14 protein-coding genes are annotated in these 16,867 nt (G+C 64.6%); 10 read left to right on the top strand and 4 right to left on the bottom strand.

Annotation, left to right across the window (positions count from 1 at the left end; genetic code table 11):
• The first annotated feature begins 501 nt into the window (after positions 1-501).
• The 6 genes from VGE27_RS04935 to VGE27_RS04910 all read left to right on the top strand — a co-directional run bounded on the left by VGE27_RS04935 (position 502) and on the right by VGE27_RS04910 (position 4,996).
• Positions 502-903 (top strand): hypothetical protein, encoded by a 402-nt coding sequence (locus VGE27_RS04935; protein WP_331048524.1) that lies wholly within the window; start codon positions 502-504, stop codon positions 901-903.
• Positions 900-1,559 carry an HAD-IA family hydrolase gene (locus VGE27_RS04930; RefSeq protein ID WP_331048523.1) on the top strand — a complete coding sequence of 220 codons (660 nt, stop codon included), beginning with the start codon at positions 900-902 and terminating at the stop codon, positions 1,557-1,559. The genes VGE27_RS04935 and VGE27_RS04930 overlap by 4 nt, the downstream gene beginning before the upstream one ends.
• A 94-nt stretch (positions 1,560-1,653) precedes the next feature.
• Complete coding sequence (locus VGE27_RS04925; RefSeq protein ID WP_331048522.1) at positions 1,654-2,232, top strand: RNA polymerase sigma factor; 579 nt, start codon at positions 1,654-1,656, stop codon at positions 2,230-2,232.
• A gap of 66 nt (positions 2,233-2,298) precedes the next feature.
• Positions 2,299-3,141 carry a hypothetical protein gene (locus VGE27_RS04920; RefSeq protein ID WP_331048521.1) on the top strand — a complete coding sequence of 281 codons (843 nt, stop codon included), beginning with the start codon at positions 2,299-2,301 and terminating at the stop codon, positions 3,139-3,141.
• Complete coding sequence (locus VGE27_RS04915; protein ID WP_331048520.1) at positions 3,138-4,091, top strand: DUF4097 family beta strand repeat-containing protein; 954 nt, start codon at positions 3,138-3,140, stop codon at positions 4,089-4,091. Before VGE27_RS04920 ends, VGE27_RS04915 begins: the two co-directional genes overlap by 4 nt.
• Before the next feature lie 44 nt (positions 4,092-4,135).
• Positions 4,136-4,996: a DUF4097 family beta strand repeat-containing protein gene (locus tag VGE27_RS04910; protein ID WP_331048519.1), complete on the top strand. Its 861-nt coding sequence runs from the start codon at positions 4,136-4,138 to the stop codon at positions 4,994-4,996.
• 192 nt (positions 4,997-5,188) lie between these two features.
• Here VGE27_RS04910 and VGE27_RS04905 read toward each other — a convergent pair whose 3' ends face one another.
• From VGE27_RS04905 to VGE27_RS04895, 3 genes are all read right to left on the bottom strand, one after another.
• Entirely contained in the window at positions 5,189-5,869 is a 681-nt protein-coding gene (locus VGE27_RS04905; RefSeq protein WP_331048518.1) for a Fe2+-dependent dioxygenase, read from the bottom strand.
• 18 nt (positions 5,870-5,887) lie between these two features.
• Positions 5,888-8,272 carry a TonB-dependent siderophore receptor gene (locus VGE27_RS04900; protein ID WP_331048517.1) on the bottom strand — a complete coding sequence of 795 codons (2,385 nt, stop codon included), beginning with the start codon at positions 8,270-8,272 and terminating at the stop codon, positions 5,888-5,890.
• Positions 8,273-8,389: 117 nt separating this feature from the next.
• Positions 8,390-8,689, bottom strand: a complete 300-nt coding sequence (locus tag VGE27_RS04895; protein WP_331048516.1) for a 4a-hydroxytetrahydrobiopterin dehydratase — start codon at positions 8,687-8,689, stop codon at positions 8,390-8,392.
• A gap of 64 nt (positions 8,690-8,753) precedes the next feature.
• On the opposite strand from VGE27_RS04895, the gene VGE27_RS04890 reads away from it, so the two are divergent.
• The 4 genes from VGE27_RS04890 to VGE27_RS04875 all read left to right on the top strand — a co-directional run bounded on the left by VGE27_RS04890 (position 8,754) and on the right by VGE27_RS04875 (position 16,321).
• Positions 8,754-9,869, top strand: coding sequence for an SPL family radical SAM protein (locus VGE27_RS04890; RefSeq protein ID WP_331048515.1), 1,116 nt, complete (start codon positions 8,754-8,756; stop codon positions 9,867-9,869).
• Between the two features lie 324 nt (positions 9,870-10,193).
• Entirely contained in the window at positions 10,194-11,240 is a 1,047-nt protein-coding gene (locus tag VGE27_RS04885) for a hypothetical protein (protein WP_331048514.1), read from the top strand.
• A 46-nt stretch (positions 11,241-11,286) separates the two neighbouring features.
• The gene (locus tag VGE27_RS04880) at positions 11,287-13,050 is read left to right on the top strand and encodes a hypothetical protein (RefSeq protein WP_331048513.1); all 1,764 of its coding nucleotides are present in this window, start codon (positions 11,287-11,289) and stop codon (positions 13,048-13,050) included.
• A complete protein-coding gene (locus VGE27_RS04875) occupies positions 13,043-16,321 on the top strand; it encodes an error-prone DNA polymerase (RefSeq protein WP_331048512.1) in 3,279 nt (1,092 codons plus the stop codon). Before VGE27_RS04880 ends, VGE27_RS04875 begins: the two co-directional genes overlap by 8 nt.
• Before the next feature lie 184 nt (positions 16,322-16,505).
• On the opposite strand, the gene VGE27_RS04870 is transcribed toward VGE27_RS04875, so the two are convergent.
• A partial coding sequence (locus VGE27_RS04870) for a YidB family protein (protein ID WP_331048511.1) occupies positions 16,506-16,867 on the bottom strand: 362 nt, incomplete at its 5' end.

Genomic DNA, 16,867 nt, shown 5'->3' with positions numbered 1-16,867 from the left:
AGGCCTGGCCGAGCAGACACCGTCGCGCGCCTGTTGGACGCCACGATCTCCTGGAGTCATGCAGACAGCGACACCCGCGGGCCGCTCCCGGCGAGTCATTCCGGCGATCAACCAATGACGCTCTCGGTGTGCCATCGCCTGCACGCTCGTCAGGTGTCTCAGGCCCTGGTGAGGCTCGACCATGTCGGGCCAACGCGCAACGAACCAACGGGCAGTGCGCCCGCCAGAGCCATGCTTGCCGTCGTCACACCCGCAGGTCGGCACAAGGTGAATAGCTCACCACGCGCATTGCTCGATGCGGTGCTGGCTGTCGGACAGGCAAGGGGCGATGTGTGTGATACCACTCCACTGATCGCGCGGGCATACGCCAGTATCTGGCACACACTCGCTCCATGGATCGATCGGGTTGCCGCATCGGAGTCACTCGGCTTATCCACGACTAGTCGGTGGCATGCACGCGAGCGCGGAGATCGGCACACAGGCGACAGGTTCCCCTCGGGCGTGGCAACGCAAACGCCGCCATCGCGCGCGCAGATTCACGCGCATCGGCTGCTGCAGCGGGCAGTAGCCAGTTTACCGGTGAATGACCGGACGAGGGAACGTGGCCGCGTGGACCGCATTGGTGCGGCGATCGACGTGATGCGCGGAGCCGGCTTTGCAGAAGCACTGACCACGTGGTGCGCACAGGCACCGGCGCCTCGCGGTGAATCAGTGGCGTCCGTACGCGCCTGGCTGGATGCATGGTCACTGGACCCGTTGCGTCATGAAGCGATCGAGATGGCGTCGGTCATGGCATCGACACCACCCGTAGCCTCCACATCCGCCGCGGCGCCTGTCGAGCGTGCGTCACGATGGCGCGTCACCGCCATGATCCTGCTGCTCCCGATTAGCATTCACGGATGACCACTGGCCGCGCCCCGCACGCCCTGCTCTTCGATCTCGATGGCACGCTGATCGACTCCATCCAGCTGTTGCTCGAGAGCATGCAGCATGCGTTCACGGACCGCCCGCGATGCCCCACGACCGCCGAATGGGTGGCCGGTATCGGCACGCCCCTGCGGGCGCAGCTGGCCGAGTGGTGTGACACGGCCGAGGAAGCCGAGCAACTGGTCACGCGCTATCGGGAATATCAGGATCGGCATCTGGAGCAGCTCACCACGCCCTACCCAGCCGTGCTGAACATGCTGGCCTGGGCCCGGCAGCAGGGGCATCCCACGGCCATCGTCACCAGCAAGGGGCGGATCATGACCGGCCGGTCGCTCGCCCATGTGGGGCTGGCCGATGCCTTCGACACCGTGGTGACCTTCGAAGAAACCGAGCGCCACAAGCCCCTGCCCGACCCGGTGCTGCTGGCCCTCGACCGCCTGGGCGCCACCCCCGACCGGGCCCTGTTCGTGGGCGATTCGCCACACGATATGCACTCCGGGCGCGCCGCTGGCGTGAAGACTGCCGCCGCCCTCTGGGGCCCCTTCTCCCGAGAAGAGCTGGCCAAGGCCTCCCCCACGTTCTGGATGACCGGCTTCCACGAGCTGCCGGACATCGTGGCCCGCCTCGACTGAGGTCTCCAGGATCGGCGACGATCCTTTTCCAATCGGGTTCAAACCCTGAGGGGCGCCGGACCATCCAATCGGGTGCAACGTTACCGGAGCCCCTTTGCTCGCACTCGTCGTGACTGATCCCTTCCTCGATTCCCGGCCGTTACCGGCCCCGGTGACCTCACCGGGGGTGGATGACGTGTCCGCGGCGGCGAGCGGCGATCGTCAGGCGTTCGAGCGGGTATATCGCGCCCATGCGGACCGTGTGTTCGGTCTCTGTGTCCGCATGCTGGGCGACCGGGTGCTGGCCGAGGAGGTGACGCAGGACGTGTTCGTGCGCGTCTGGCAGAAGCTCCCCGGGTTCCGTGCCGAGGCGGCGTTCTCCACCTGGCTGCATCGGGTGGCGGTCAATGTCATCCTGTCGCGGCGCAAGAACCTCGGGGTCCAGCACGGACGTCACGCGGAGGAGGAGGCGCTCGACGTCACTCCGGCGCGCGGCGACCGGGTGACCGAGCGGCTCGACCTCGAAGAAGCCATCGGCGGGCTGCCCAACGGTGCCCGGCGGGTGTTCGTCCTCCACGATGTGGAGGGTTTCACGCACGAAGAGATCGGCGAGCAACTCGGTATCACGCCCGGTGGCAGCAAGGCCCAGTTGCACCGGGCCCGTATGCTGCTCCGGAACGCCCTGAATCGCTGATCGGTTTCTCCCGGTTTTGTTCTTCACGTACTTCGCCAGCACGTACTTCCGATTCCTGAGTTCATCATGACGACCACCGGATCTCCTGTTTCCCACGCGGACGACTGCGCGCGCTTCGAAGCGCAGCTCGGCGCCTGGATGGAACACGATCTCGAGACCAGCGAGCAGGCGTGGATGACGGCACATCGTCATCGCTGCGAAGCCTGCGCCAGCCTGGTCGCCGAACTCGAAGCCGTGATCGCGGATGCGTCGACGCTGCCGGTGCTGTCGCCGCCGCGGGATCTCTGGAGCGGTATCGAAGCACGGCTCGAAGCGCCGGTCATTCCGATGCCGACCGCCACGCCTCTGCCGGCAACACGACAGCGACGCACGGTCACCGTTCGCTGGTTTGCCGCCGCCGCCACGCTGCTGGTGGCGGTGAGCTCTGTCGTGACCTGGCAGGTCGCGCGACGCGGCATCACCGAAACCGCGATGCCGGATCGCGCGAACACGGTGGCGGGCATCGACGCACCCGCTTCGGTCGGCGTGCGGGCAGCCGATTCATCCACGCTGGTCGACGCCCCGCCTCCGGCCGCGAACACGCATGTGGCCACCGGCTCGCCAACGACGGCTACCACACGCCGTGCCGCCGTGCGCCAGGTGACCAACGACGACGCCGACCTGCTCGACGTCGATGTGACCTACGAGCGCGAAATCTCCGCCCTGCGGCAGATCGTCGACGAGCGGTTCATGGAGCTCGACAGCAGCACGGTCACGGTCCTGCGTCGCAATCTCGAGATCATCGACATGGCCATCTCCGACAGCAAAGCCGCGCTCAAGCGTGATCCGCGCAGTGCGGTGGTGTCTTCACAACTCGACCGTGCGCTGCAGGCCAAGCTGTCCCTGATGCGCCGAGTGGCTCTGCTGTGAAGACGCCGCAGTCCTTGTCCATGGTGACCGGCCTCGCCGTTGCCCTCTCGCTCGGCGTCACGATGCCCACGCAGCTCGAGGCTCAACGTGGCGGCCAGCGCGGCGGGCGCGACACCACGCTGCAGCTCACCGGCACCTCGGTGGTGGACGTGACGCTGTCCTCCGGGCATCTGGTAGTGCGCAGTGTGGATGGCACCACCGGCGCCGTACGCGGACTCCGCAACGATCAGCGCCTCCGCAGCACGGGTGTGGCGCTCACGGTGGTGGGGCGCGACGAACAGCGACGCAGCTTCAGCGGGTCGTCATCATCGCGCAATCGCAGTGACGACGTACTCGAAGTCGACGTGCCACGCGGTGTGCGCCTGGTCGTGAACACGCGCTCCGGTGACGTCGATGTGCAGGAATTCGCCGGCGATGTCGAGATCACGACGCAGAGTGGCACGCTGCAACTGGCCGGTGTGCGCGGCCGCGTCATCGCGGAATCCGTTTCCGGTGACATCACCATCACGGGCGCACCGTCGTCCGTGCGCATCACCACCGTCAGTGGCGATATCGGCATCCGCGGTGCACGCGGCGATGTCGAGATTCACACCACCAGCGGCGATGTGCGAATCGACGGTGAACAGATTCCGCGGCTGCTCGTGGAATCGATGAATGCGGACGTGGATTTCGACGGCAGCCTGACCGATGACGCCCGTGTCCAGCTCAGCACCCATTCGGGTGATGTCACGCTGCGCCTGCCGGAATCCCAGCGGGGTCGCATCGAACTGTCCACGGTGTCCGGTGACTTCTCGTCCGGTATGCCGCTCATCATGGCTCCCAACAACATCCCGTCGTCCAATCGGGGACGTGCCACGCGCCGCTATGAACTCGGCAGCGGTGGCAAGACCCAGATCGACATCTCGACCTTCAGCGGCGACGTTCGTATCCTGCGAGGCAATCGTTCATGAGCTTCTTCCTTTCGAGGGTTCTCGTGCAGGTCCGCCGAGTGGCGGTGCCCCGCACTTCCCGGTACACGCTGCTCGCCACGGGGGCGGCATTGGCTCTGGCGGTGGGCACCGCATCCTCCGCGCAGGCCCAGAGCTCGCGGCGCGATGATTCGCGGCGCGATGACTCCCGACGCGAGGAGTCGCGCCGAGAGGACGCGTTCACGTGGTCGGGCAACATGGCGAATGGTCGCCAGTTGTTCATCAAGAACATCAACGGCGGCATCGAGGTCGAGCGCAGCAGCAACGGGCGCGTGGAGGTGTCGGCCGAGAAGCGGTGGCGGCGTGGCGACCCCGAGATGGTGCGCATCGAACAGAAGCGTTCGGGTGACAACATCGTGATCTGCGCGCTGTGGGAAGAAGGCTCCACGTGTGACGAGGAAGGCATCCGTTCGCGGCGTGGCAATCGCTGGAACGACCGCAACGACGTATCGGTGCATTTCACGGTGCGCGTGCCTGAGGGAGTTCGCCTCAATCTGTCCACGGTCAACGGCGGTGTCGAAGTGGACGGTGTCGCCACCGAAGTGGTGGCGTCCACGGTGAACGGTAGCCTGCGCGCGCGCGGTGTCGCCGGCCCGGTGCGGGCCAGCACCGTGAACGGCAGCATTCATGTGGCCATGAGTTCGCGCGACACCGGCGGGGATCTCGAGTACAGCGCGGTCAATGGCGCCATCACCATCGAGGTACCCAGCAACTTCGGCGCCCAGTTCGATCTTTCCACCGTGAACGGACGCGTGAGCACCGACTTTCCCATCACGGTCTCAGGCGCGCTGTCCTCGCGCAGCCTGCGTGGTACGGTGGGCGATGGACGCACGCGGCTGCGTGCCAGCACCGTGAACGGCGCCATCACGCTGCGCCGGCTCAACTGACCGCGAACGTTCGTACCAGACGGCGAACGAATTCGCGAGCGGACATACGGGGCGGGTGGCGATACAAAAAGAAAATTGCCACCCGCCCCGTATGCATGATGCCCCCATGATGACGCCGGATCTGCGGCGCCACCATGTGATCATCAAGGCATTATGCGGAGCGCGCTATGCGGAGCGTATTATGCGATCGCATTACGCGTCGGCCCAACGACGCAGGAGATTGTGGTAAATGCCGGTCAGTTGCACGGCCGACGGATGGTCCGGGGCGTCCTGATTGAGACGCTGGATCGCCATATCGAGATCAAACAGTAGTGTGCGCTCGGCATCATCACGCACCATGCTCTGAAGCCAGAAGAACGAAGACACGCGCGCCCCGCGCGTCACCGGCTCCACCAGGTGAAGGCTGGTGGACGGATACAGCACGAGGTGTCCCGCCGGTAGCTTCACGCGATGCTGACCGTAGGTGTCCTCGATGACCAGTTCCCCGCCGTCGTAGTCTTCCGGATCGGTGAGGAACAGCGTGGCCGACAGGTCGGTGCGCACACGGTGGGGCGTGCCACGCACCTGACGAATCGCGTTGTCGACGTGCATGCCGAACGACTGTCCGCCCGCGTAGCTGTTGAACAGCGGCGGAAAGACCTTGAGCGGCAAGGCGGCGCCGACGAACAACGGATGCCGCTGCAGCGCCGCGAGGATCTGGTCACCCACCTGACGGGCAATCGGATTGTCCTCGGGGATCTGCATGTTGTTCTTGGTGCGTGACGACTGATGACCCGCCGTCACACGACCATCCACCCACTCCGCCTGGTCGAGCGCCGCACGCATGGTGCGTACTTCGTCGGGCGTGAGCACTTCAGGCACTTGCAATAGCATCGTGGCGTCCGGTGTAGGTCAGAACTTCACGGACGTCGTCACCGACACCGCACGACCCGCTGCCGGCACCCACATGCGACCACTGTCGTAATACAGCTCGTCGGTCAGGTTGAGCAGATTCACCTGCAAACCCAGTGTGGAGCTCAGCTGGTATTTCGCCATCGCATCGTACGTGCGATAGGCGGGCACATACACGGTGGAGGTGGCCGTCGCACGCAGCAGGCGACGGTCCACATAGCGACCGCCACCGCCCACTTCGAGACGCTTGGTGACAGCGTAACTGGTCCACGCATTGAGGCTGTGCGCGGGCACGTTGGTGAACGGCGCATCGGTCTGTGCGGGATTCGGCGACTCCACGTACTTGCCGATCATGCGCGAATAGCCGGCCAGCACCGCCCATCCTTGCGTGATGCGCCCGGTGACGGACACTTCGCCACCTTCAACCTTCTGCTTGCCGGCGAGAATGGTGCCGAGTCCGGGGTTGGCTGGATCGGTGGTGCGGGCGTTGGTCTTCTCGGTTCGGAACAGGGCAAACGAGGTGAGCAGGCGCTGCTTGAACAGTTCCCACTTGGCACCCACTTCGAGCGAGCGGCTCTTCTCGGGCGGCAACTTGCTGTTCGCACTCACCGCGTCATTGGAGAGATTCTCGGTGGCCGGATTGAACGAGGTGCCATACGAGAAGTACAGGCTGCTGCCCACCGTCGGCTTGAAGTTCACCGCCGCGTTGCCACTCACATTGGTGGTGCGCACAGGCGCATTGCCGGTGCTCGCGATGGTCGCCTTCGACGCCGAGTCGGTGTATTCGGGCTTGTAGGAATCCCAGCGCAGACCACCGTTGAGCTCGAGCTTCGAACCGATCTTCATCGTTTCGAAGGCATAGAGCGCCGCGGACTGCGCGCGTACGGTACGCGTCACGGTGCGCGTGATTGCCGACTGATAGTCGGCATCGGCCGTGGGCGCATTGAGATTCGCGATCGTCGGGAAGGGGCGCGTGGCGATCGTGTACGCGCCACGCAGGCTGTTCTCCCGCGTGAACTCGGCGCCAGCCACGAAGTCGTGCCCCACCTTTCCTGTTTCGAACGACGACGTGAGGTTCGTCTGGTTCGTGAGGATGTCGTTCTCGACCGCGTGTGTCTTCGGGCTGCGCGCGCCGGTGGTGGGATTGACCGGTGTGACGATGCGGCCGACATCGGAGTGCGCAGAGCTGAACTGGTTGCGCAGCGTCAGGTGTTCATTGAAGACGTGCGCGGCCTTGAGAGCGAGGTTGTTGGAGTTGACCTTCTCGAAATCGAGACTGCGCAGGCCGAAGAAGTGACGCGTGTCCACCTTCGGGACTTCGTTGAACGTCTCCACACCATACGACGGCGTGTTGTCCTGTTCGGAGCGCGTGTAGGCGAGTGTCACCTGCGTGGAGGTGCCGAGGCCCACGGAGAGCGATGGCGCCACGCCCCAGCTGTTGTATTCGATGACGTCATTGCCGGCCACACCACTGTTGCTCGACACCGCCGACACGCGGAACGCCGCGCCCGGAATGCCCAGCACATTGAGCGGCTGGTTCACGTCGGCCGTGGCGCGGCGCTGGTCGGCCGAGCCAAGCACGATGGCCCCGCTGCGATCGGCCCGCAGGCTGGGCACCTTCGTGACCATGTTGATGGTGCCACCGGTGGAGCCACGCCCCGTGATGCCCGAGTTCGGGCCCTTGAGCACTTCGACCTGCTCGAGGTTGAACGACTCACGCGCGAAGCCACTCAGGTCGCGCACGCCATCGACGAAGAGATCGTTGGCCGCGCTGAAGCCGCGGATGTTGAAGTTGTCGCCCGGCATGCCACCGCCGCCTTCACCGGCATTGATGGTGATGCCGGGAACGTTGCGGATGGCGTCGCGCAGGGACGTCGCGCCTTGCGCCTGCAGGATGTCCTTGGAGATCACCGCGACCGAGCGGGTGATGTCCACTTGGGGCGCCGTGTACTTGGGCGAGGACATGCGGGGGGTGGCCGTGACATTGACAGCATCGAGGACCGTGCTGCCACGCGGACGCAGCATGACGACTTTCTCACCGGTGAAGACGTAGGTCAGCCCGGTGCCGTCGAGCAGGCGATTGAGGGCCTGCTGCGGGGTGAATTCTCCCTGCACGCCCTTCGTCTGCATGCCCACGATCGGGGCGTCGATGCGGAGGGTGAGAGACGTGGCAGCTTCGAACTGCTTGAGAGCGGCATCGAGTGGCCCTGCCGGAACGTCAAAGCGTTCAGGACGCGCGGCCGGCTGCTGGGAGCCCCCTTGTGGGGCGCGCCCCCGGGCTTCCACTCCCTGTGCGGGCAGCTTGACGGGGGCGATCCCGACGGCCGATGTGGCCATCAGGACGCCGGTCAGCGCCTTGTGCGAACTGCTCCTCTTCTTCTTCATCGCCTGACTGGTTGCGGATGGGACCCGGCTGATTGCTCAGCACGCGCAGTCTGGCGAACAATTCCGACTCATTCAATCGGGATTACTACGTACTTCGAAACTGAGGTATTTCGGACCTCAAGCTGCCGCGAGGGCTTCGATCTTGTGGGCGAGCTCGAAGTCCTTGCTGGTCACCCCACCCGCGTCGTGGGTGCTGAGCATGAATTGGACGCGGGTGTAGCGCACGTCGATATCGGGGTGGTGCTGGAGCTGTTCGGCCACGTCAGCGACCATGGCGAGGAAGGCAATTCCCGCCGGGAAGGTGGCGAAGTGGTAGCTCTTGCAGATGGCGTCGCCTTTGCGGGACCAGCCGGGCAAGGCCCCGAGGGCCCGCTGGATCTCGATGTCGGAGAGCGCCGAGTGGGCGGAAGCAGACATGGGTCTAGACTAGGGTGTTTGGTGGCAGATTGCATCTTCGGCATTTATTCGGTAATGTCCGTTCATGCCACGCCCGCTGCCGGTGGTGGAGTCCGATGTGACTCCCGTGCTTCCTGCGCTCACACCAGAGCCGTTGCGCCTGCTCACCCGACAGGCGGACCTGCAGTACCACGCGATTCCGGCACGCGGAATCTTCAATGCTCCGTCGGCCACCCATATGGGGTTCTGGTCCATCAATCCCTATGTGGGGTGTGCGTTCGGGTGCACCTACTGCTATGCGCGCGACACTCACCGTTATACGCTGGAACGGGCTGGGCGGATTGGTACGGACATCGCGGCCAGCATGCCGCCCTGGCTGGCGTTCGAACGGCGGATTCTGGTGAAGGAGCATGCGGAGGCGCGGGTGCGGGAGGCGCTGCGGTCGTCCCGGTCTCCGCGGGCGGGTGAATCACTGGTGATCGGATCGGCCACCGATCCGTACCAGCCGGCGGAGCGTCGGTTCCGTGTGACGGCCGGTGTGCTGCGGGCGCTGGCGGATGCGGATGTGCGTGGCTGGTCGATCGTGATCATCACCAAGAGCCCGCTGGTGACGCGGGACATTCCGGTGCTGCAGCGTCTGGCCCGCCACAACACGATGGGGGTGCACATCTCGCTGATCACGGTGGATCGCGAGTTGGCGCGGCAACTGGAGCCGCGCGCCCCGACGCCGGAAGCGCGCCTGCGTGGGGTTCGGCGGTTGGCAGAGGCCGGGCTCGATGTGAGCGTGAACTGCATGCCCGTGTTGCCGGGCATCACCGATGAACCGGCCATGCTGCAGGCGTTGGTGGCGCGTATCGCCGAGTCGGGGGCGCGCAGTTTCGGCGCGTGTGCACTGCGTCTCAGAGCCGCATCGCGTCGGCGCTACCTACCCATGATTCGCGCACAATTCCCCGCCCTGGTCACCCGCTACGAATCCACCTACCGCGAGAGTGTCTATGCCACCGAGACATACCGCGCCGGGTTGCACCAATACATGGGTGCTCTGGCCCGGAAAAACGGATTGGTCCTGCGCGAATACCGGCGGGCATCGGGATACGACGTCACCGGTGCAAGCGACGCCATTCGAGGAGAACGGGTCGAGGAAGACATGCAGGATGTAGGCGTAGAGGAGAACTCAGACGAACAACTGCTCCTCCTGTGATCACGGTCTCAGAACCCAGAGCTCAGCCGGAGATGTCAGAGATCCGACGGAGATAGATGAATGAGAGATCAGACCATCCTGGATGTCAGAGGTCTGAGTGCACGAAGCCGGCTGCCTTCCGTCGCGAAAGCTCGCTGGCGCACACGACCGGCAGTCGACGAAGTGCTCAGATCTCTCACCATCTATCAGGTCTGATCTCTCATTCATCTATCTCCGTCAGAGTGCAGATCTCTGAATTCTGAACTCTGATCCATCTCCCACGCCCAGCTCCGCCGACTCCGGTCGGCTTTTTTCGCCTCCACACTTTCGGGTTTTCTTCGCACTATGTCCGCCGCCCTTCCACAGCTCATGGCGCAGGTCCAGGCCATCGTGGCCGGGACCCGCAAAGCCAGCGCTCCCTGGCCCACCGGTGTCCCCGCGCTCGATCGCGCGCTGGGGGGCGGCATTCCGCGCGGACGACTCACGGAGCTCGTCGGTCCACTCGCCGTCGGCAAGAGTGGCCTGCTCCGTCAGGTCATCCAGCAAGTGCTGCCGACCGGCAGTTGGGTGGCCTGGATCGATGCCAGTCGCACGCTGTCAGCCGCACCATGGGCCGGACTGGGCGAACGCTTTGTTGTCATCCGTTTGCCGGCGCCCCAGCGCGCGGCGTGGACCACCGACCTGTTGCTGCGCAGTGGCGTCTTCGGACTGGTCGTCATCGACGGCGCACCACCGCTCTCCCGTGTGCAAGGTGTGCGACTTGGTCAGCTCGCCCGCGAACGCGATGCTGCCTGTGTGGTGCTCGAACACACGACCGGCCCCACCCGTGGTCATCGACTGACCGGCACCGTGCGCCTGCATCTCACGCAGCGCACCCGTCAACGCAACGCACAACACACGCCGCACAACCAGCAACACACCGCAGTGGTCGTGCCCGCAATGGCAGTGACCGGAATGCAGGTGACCGTGGAAAAGGGTGGACTCATCACCGGCAGTCGTGCTGCCATCGAGGTGGACCGTGTCATCGTCCTGGCGCATCGCCTGTGTGCGCATCCCGAGGTTCCCGATCGGCGCGGGGTGGCGCACAGCACGCGCCGTCCCTGGGTTGAGCGACAAACCGACCTCACAGAGCAGGAACACGCCAAAACCGTCTCCGGCGGCGGCATCGGCGTCGTCACCCGAGACCTGTACGGAATTGGCGTTTCCGGACCAGCTCACTTTGGCGCTGAACGACGTGCCGCACAGCGCGCCGCACAGCGCGCCGCACAGATCACGACGAAGCCGCCAACAGCAGCAGACACCGCAGAGCGACCAGCAAACGAGCACCGCACCGAGTCATCACGACTCGGCGAAGCCGCACACGTCATCGCAGACGCCGCGGCATTGGGATGACCTGCCACGTGCGCTCGCCGTCGACACCACGCTGCGGGTCGTCTCCATGGCTGCCGGGCGACTCGGCGTGCGTGCCGGTATGCGCATCAGTGAAGCACGCGCCCACTGCGCCGCGCTCGATGTGCGCGTATGGGATGATCAGGCCATCACCGATGCAGTGCTCGCCGGCACAGCCATGTTGCTGACCGCCAGTCCACAGGTCACACCAGTCATCGGCACACCCGGCATGTGGTGGATCGGTGCCACCGGCTTCGACGCACTTGGCGGCGAGGACGCCTTCGCGCACGCCCTGTTGCAGATCGCGCTGCAGTGGCATCCGCAGGCGCGTGTGGCCATTGCCGATTCCTGTGTGGCCGCACGGGCAGCCACCTGGGCACCGATTGCACGTGGCACGACCTCCGCCGCATCCATGCAGACGCCGCGCACCGGTCGACAGCGACGCACACCGGGCTGGGAAACCACACCAGCCACACTGCGTGCAGGCACACAGCTCATCATCGGAGCCACTCCCCGGAACGACATGCCCGATACGCCGGGCACACCGGACGTGTCACCGCAGATCACCTGCATCCCGTCCGGTCGCTGTGCGCACTATCTCGCTCCGGCCCCATTGGGACTTGTTCCCATGCCCAGTGAACTGCGTGAGGCGTTGCAGGCACTTGGACTGCGCACGGTGGGCGCATTGGCCGCACTCACGGCCAGTGATGTGGAAGACCGATGGGGACATGAAGGACTGGGCGCGTGGCGTCTGGCGCACGGTGATGATCCTCGGCGCCCGGGACTCACCCGCGTGGAGATGGCGCGCAGTGCCACCGTCGAACTGCCCAGTGCCGTGGAGCGTGCCGAACCGGTGTTGTTTGTCGTGCGTGCGCAGTTGCAGCGGCTGGTGCAGGACTGTGTGCGCGATGGCCGAGCCGCAGCGGCCGTCTCCATCACGCTCGTGCTCGATGCAGGCCGGCAGTATCCCATCGAGGAGATCGGCAGCGAGTGGACGGATGACATCGCTTCGACGCGACAGGTGCAGGAGCCGTTGCCGGAGTCCGGCGAGAGCTGGTCAGGCAGCAAGACCTCAGATCTTTCAGCACGGCCGCTCCATGCAGACGCGTCGTCGGATGATCTCGTGCACATGCCGACCATCCTCAACATCCCGCAGCGCACCATCACCCGCGAAGTACGTCCCGCGCGTCCGCTCGCGCGTCTCGATCCGCTGTTCGACCAGTGCCGCATGCTGCTCGAACGCTGGACCATTCCGGCACCCATCATCGGGGTGACCATCGGCATCCCGGCCACGGCGCCACTCGCCGCAGACCAGGGCGATCTGCTGATTCCGTCGTGGCGTGATGCCGCCATGAATGCGGAAGCCGTGTTTGCACGCCTGCGCGCGGTGCTCGATCCGGAGCGTCGCGGAGATGTCGTGGTGCATCCGCGCGCGCGCGACACGCATCGCGTGGAGGAAGCCGGATTCTGGGCACCGGCGGATGCCGTTGTACAGGCATCGGCGCCACTGCCTGCGCTTCAATCCGTCCAGGTTCCGCAATCCACAGCCACCACACCAGCCGTGTTGCGCCTGCTCGAGACACCGGAAGCCGTGCGGGTGGCGGCACCACATGGCGCCCCCGGCATGCTGTGGTGGCGTGGGCGACGCATCACCTTCCGCACCGCCATCGGCCCCGAACGCCTGAGCGGCGACTGGTGGCGCGGCGACAAGTACGCCCGCGATTACTGGCGATGCCACGCCGATACCGATGGCGAATTGCTCCTGTACTGCGAAGGAGGCGTGCACTGGCATGTGCATGGCTGGTATGACTGAACACCAATACGAGTACGCAGAGCTGCACTGCCATTCGGCGTTTTCGCTGCTCGATGGTGCCTCCTTGCCGGAGCAGCTCGTCACGCGCGCCGCAAGTTTCGGCTACAAGGCTCTCGCTCTCACGGATCACGACGAGATGGGCGGCATCGTGCAGTTCGGTGTGGCCGGCCGCGAACACAATCTCGACGCCATCCTGGGCGTGGAGCTCACCGTGCGCATGCCGCATCTCGATGGGCAGCGCGGGGATCGTCGTACACAACTGGTACTGCTGGCCGAGACGCGGGAAGGTTATCGCAACATCTCGACACTGGTCACACGTGCGCGCATGGACAGCGAGCGTGGAAGCCCCAGTGTGCCATTGGCCATGCTCCGTCAGCATGCGACGGGTGTCACGGCGCTCACCGGCGGTCCGCGTGGATGGATTCCGCAATTGCTTACGGAAGGCCGCCCACACGAAGCCTTCGAAGCAGCGCAGGAGTTGTACTCCATCTTCGGCAAACACCTCGCCATCGAGTGCTGGGATCATCGCCTGCCGGAAGAGCGTGCGCTCGTGGAGCAGATGATTCCGCTCGCCAGGTGGCTCGGCGTGCCGTGGGTGGTGACCAACAACGTGTATTACGCGACACCAGAGGAGCGCATTGTACACGACGCGCTGAGCGCCCTGCGTCATCAGCGTACGCTCGACGAGATGGGCACGCGCTTGCGACCCAACGCGGAGTGGGCGCTGAAAGATCCGCGGCTCATTTATCAGCGCTGGCGGGGCATGGAGGAGGGGGTGAAAGCGACAGTGACCATCGCCGAGCGCTGCACATTCAGGCTCGCGGGACTCAAGCCGAACATGCCCCCGTTTCCACTGCCATCAGGCATCACGCCGGATGCATTCCTCGAAGAGACCGTGCTCACCGGAGCCCGTGAACGCTGGGGAGATGGGTTCTCGGACATACATCGTCAGCAGATCGCGCACGAACTGGAGGCCATTCGCAAGCGTGACTGCGCCACCTTCTTCCTCACCGTCTGGCGCATCGTACGACAGGCACGCAGCGATGGCATTCTCTGTCAGGGACGCGGCTCTGCCGCCAGTTCCGCCGTCTGCTACTGCCTCGGCATCACGCCGATCGACCCGATCTACTTCGGCCTGCTCTTCGAGCGATTCCTCGGCGACGACAAAACCGAAGAACCCGACATCGACATCGACTTCGCACACCGGGACCGCGAGCGCATTCTGCAGCACGTCTACAACCACTTCGGTCGTGAACACGCCGCCATGGTGTGTGAACAGATCACCTGGGGTGGCCGCAGTGCGGCGCGTGACGCCGCACGGGTGCTGGGGTTCTCACCGCAGCAGGGTGATACGCTGGCCGAGTTCAGCGACCGCTATGGCGATCAGACCACCGCAGAGCTGTTCAAGACGGAAGACGGCCAAAGCCGATTGACCGCGGCGGGTTTCGATCTCACGGATCCGCGTGTGCAGCAGTTGGCACCAGTCATGGAAGGGCTGCACGAGCTCCCGCGCCATCGCTCCATTCACGTCGGTGGATTTGTCTTGTCCGACGAACCGCTCGGCTCCCTCGTGCCCATCGAACCGGCATCCATGGCCGAGCGCACGGTCATTCAGTGGGAGAAGGACGATCTCGGTCCCGTGGGCATGTTCAAGATCGACCTGCTGGGACTTGGCATGCTCACCGTGGTGCAGGATTGCCTGCGCTACCTCCGGCACACCAAAGACAAACATATCGACATGGCACACTTCGACATGAACGATGAGAAGGTCTATGACACCATGTGCCGTGCGGATACGGTGGGCGTGTTTCAGATCGAAAGCCGGGCGCAGATGAGCACCCTGCCACGCCTGCAGCCGCGCTGTTTCTACGATCTCGTGGTGGAGGTGGCGCTCATTCGTCCGGGGCCGATTCAGGGGCAGATGGTGCATCCCTATCTGCGACGGCGTGCCAAGATCGAAGCGATTGACTATCCGCATCCGGATGTCATCCCGATTCTCGAGCGCACGCTCGGTGTGCCGATCTTTCAGGAACAGGCGATGCAGGTGGCCATCAAGATGGCGGACTTCACGCAAGTACAGGCCGATGAGTTGCGAAAGACCATGGGGCACAAGCGCTCAAAGGTCCGCATGAAGAAGGTCGAAGTACAACTGCGGGCTGGTATGGAGAACAGAGGCGTTGACGCTTCCGTCATCGATCGCATCTGCCACCAGATCAACGGTTTCGCCGCATTCGGTTTTCCCGAGAGCCACGCGGCCAGTTTTGCACTCATCGTCTACGCCACCGCCTATCTGCGCTACCACTATGCGCCGGAATACCTCTGCGCCATTCTCAACGCGCAACCCATGGGATTTTACGCGCCCGGCACACTGATCGAAGACGCCAAACGGCATGGCGTCGAGGTGCGCCCCATCGACCTGATGCGCAGTGGCTGGGATCATTCCCTCGAGCTGCCCGATGGACGCACGCTCATGCCAAACGACGGCACCATTCTCTGGGGACCACGCCACGACACCACGCCCACACAACCGCCGGTCGAACACGTCGCGGTTCGGCTTGGCGTGCGTCTCATACGCAATCTCGGATCAAAAGCGAAACAGACCCTCGAAGCGGCACTCGCCGATGGCCCCTTTCGCAGCATTCAGGATGCCGTGTCCCGCGTAACACTCGACGCCCGTGGTTGGCGCGCCCTCGCCGAAGCGGGCGCCCTGGACAGCATGTTTGCGCACGAGCCTGCAGAACGTCGCCGTCGCGTAGCGCTGTGGGAAGTGCTGGCCATGACCAAGGAGCCACCACTTCCGCTCGCACCGCCGCGGCAGGCCCCACCTCCAACATCACTTGCCGCCTGCACACCCGTGGAGCTCACCGAAGCCGACTATCGGATGACCGGCGTGTCATTGGTGGGCCATCCGATGAAACACGCGCGTCCGGTGCTGTCTCCGCATGGCGTGCGCACTGTGGCAGATGTCATCCTCCGCGGCAAGGACGGCGAAACCGTGGCCATTGCCGGTGTCGTGATCTGCCGTCAGCGCCCACCCACGGCCAAGGGGTTCGTCTTTCTCACACTCGAAGACGAAACCGGCATGCTCAACATCATCATCACGCCGGACCGGTTTGCACCGCAGTCTGAGCTCATTTCCAAGGAGCCGCTTCTGCTCATTCGCGGCACTCTGCAAGTGGTGAGCGGCGTGGTGAACATCCGCGCCAAACAGTTCCGCGCACTCAAACTGGGCAGTGGTGAACACTACGTGCCGCGGCACGACTATCACTGAATCGACAAAAACAAACAGCGGGGGGAACACAGATTGCGCAGATATGCAACACCAAAAGCACAGATACAGCCGGTGAATGGGTACGTGCTACTCACAGGCTGTTTCCATCGTTTCTTGCCGTTGTGGTATCTGTGCGTTTGTGGGTTGGATCTGCGCAATCTGTGTTCCCCCCGCTGTACCGCTGTCAGCGGTTCAACATTCCCATGACCGACTTGAGCAGGTCACCGCTGTTCGCCGGCAGCGCGCCACCCGGCGTCAACTGATTCACGAGTTCCGGCAGTACCGACGCCAGACCGTTGCTCGCCGCCTCAGGAGACACACCGGCCTGCGCGGCCACCTGCTGCACCGCATCGCTGCCCAGCGCGTTCTGCAGCTGCGTGCCCGTCACCGGTGCGTTGGCACCCGTGCCGATCCACGACTGCACCACATCGCCCAGACCACCTGACTGCAGCTTCTGCACGATGCCCTCGAGCCCGCCCTGCTGCTGCACCAGCTTCATCGCAGCCGCGAGCAGCCCCTGCATGTTGGCACCACCGGCCCCGCCAG

Origin of the sequence: Gemmatimonas sp. (genome assembly GCF_036405635.1) — a bacterium.
Lineage (GTDB): Bacteria > Gemmatimonadota > Gemmatimonadetes > Gemmatimonadales > Gemmatimonadaceae > Gemmatimonas.
Note: the sequence above shows the minus strand (reverse complement) of the source record. Positions and strands in the feature narration are given on the sequence as shown.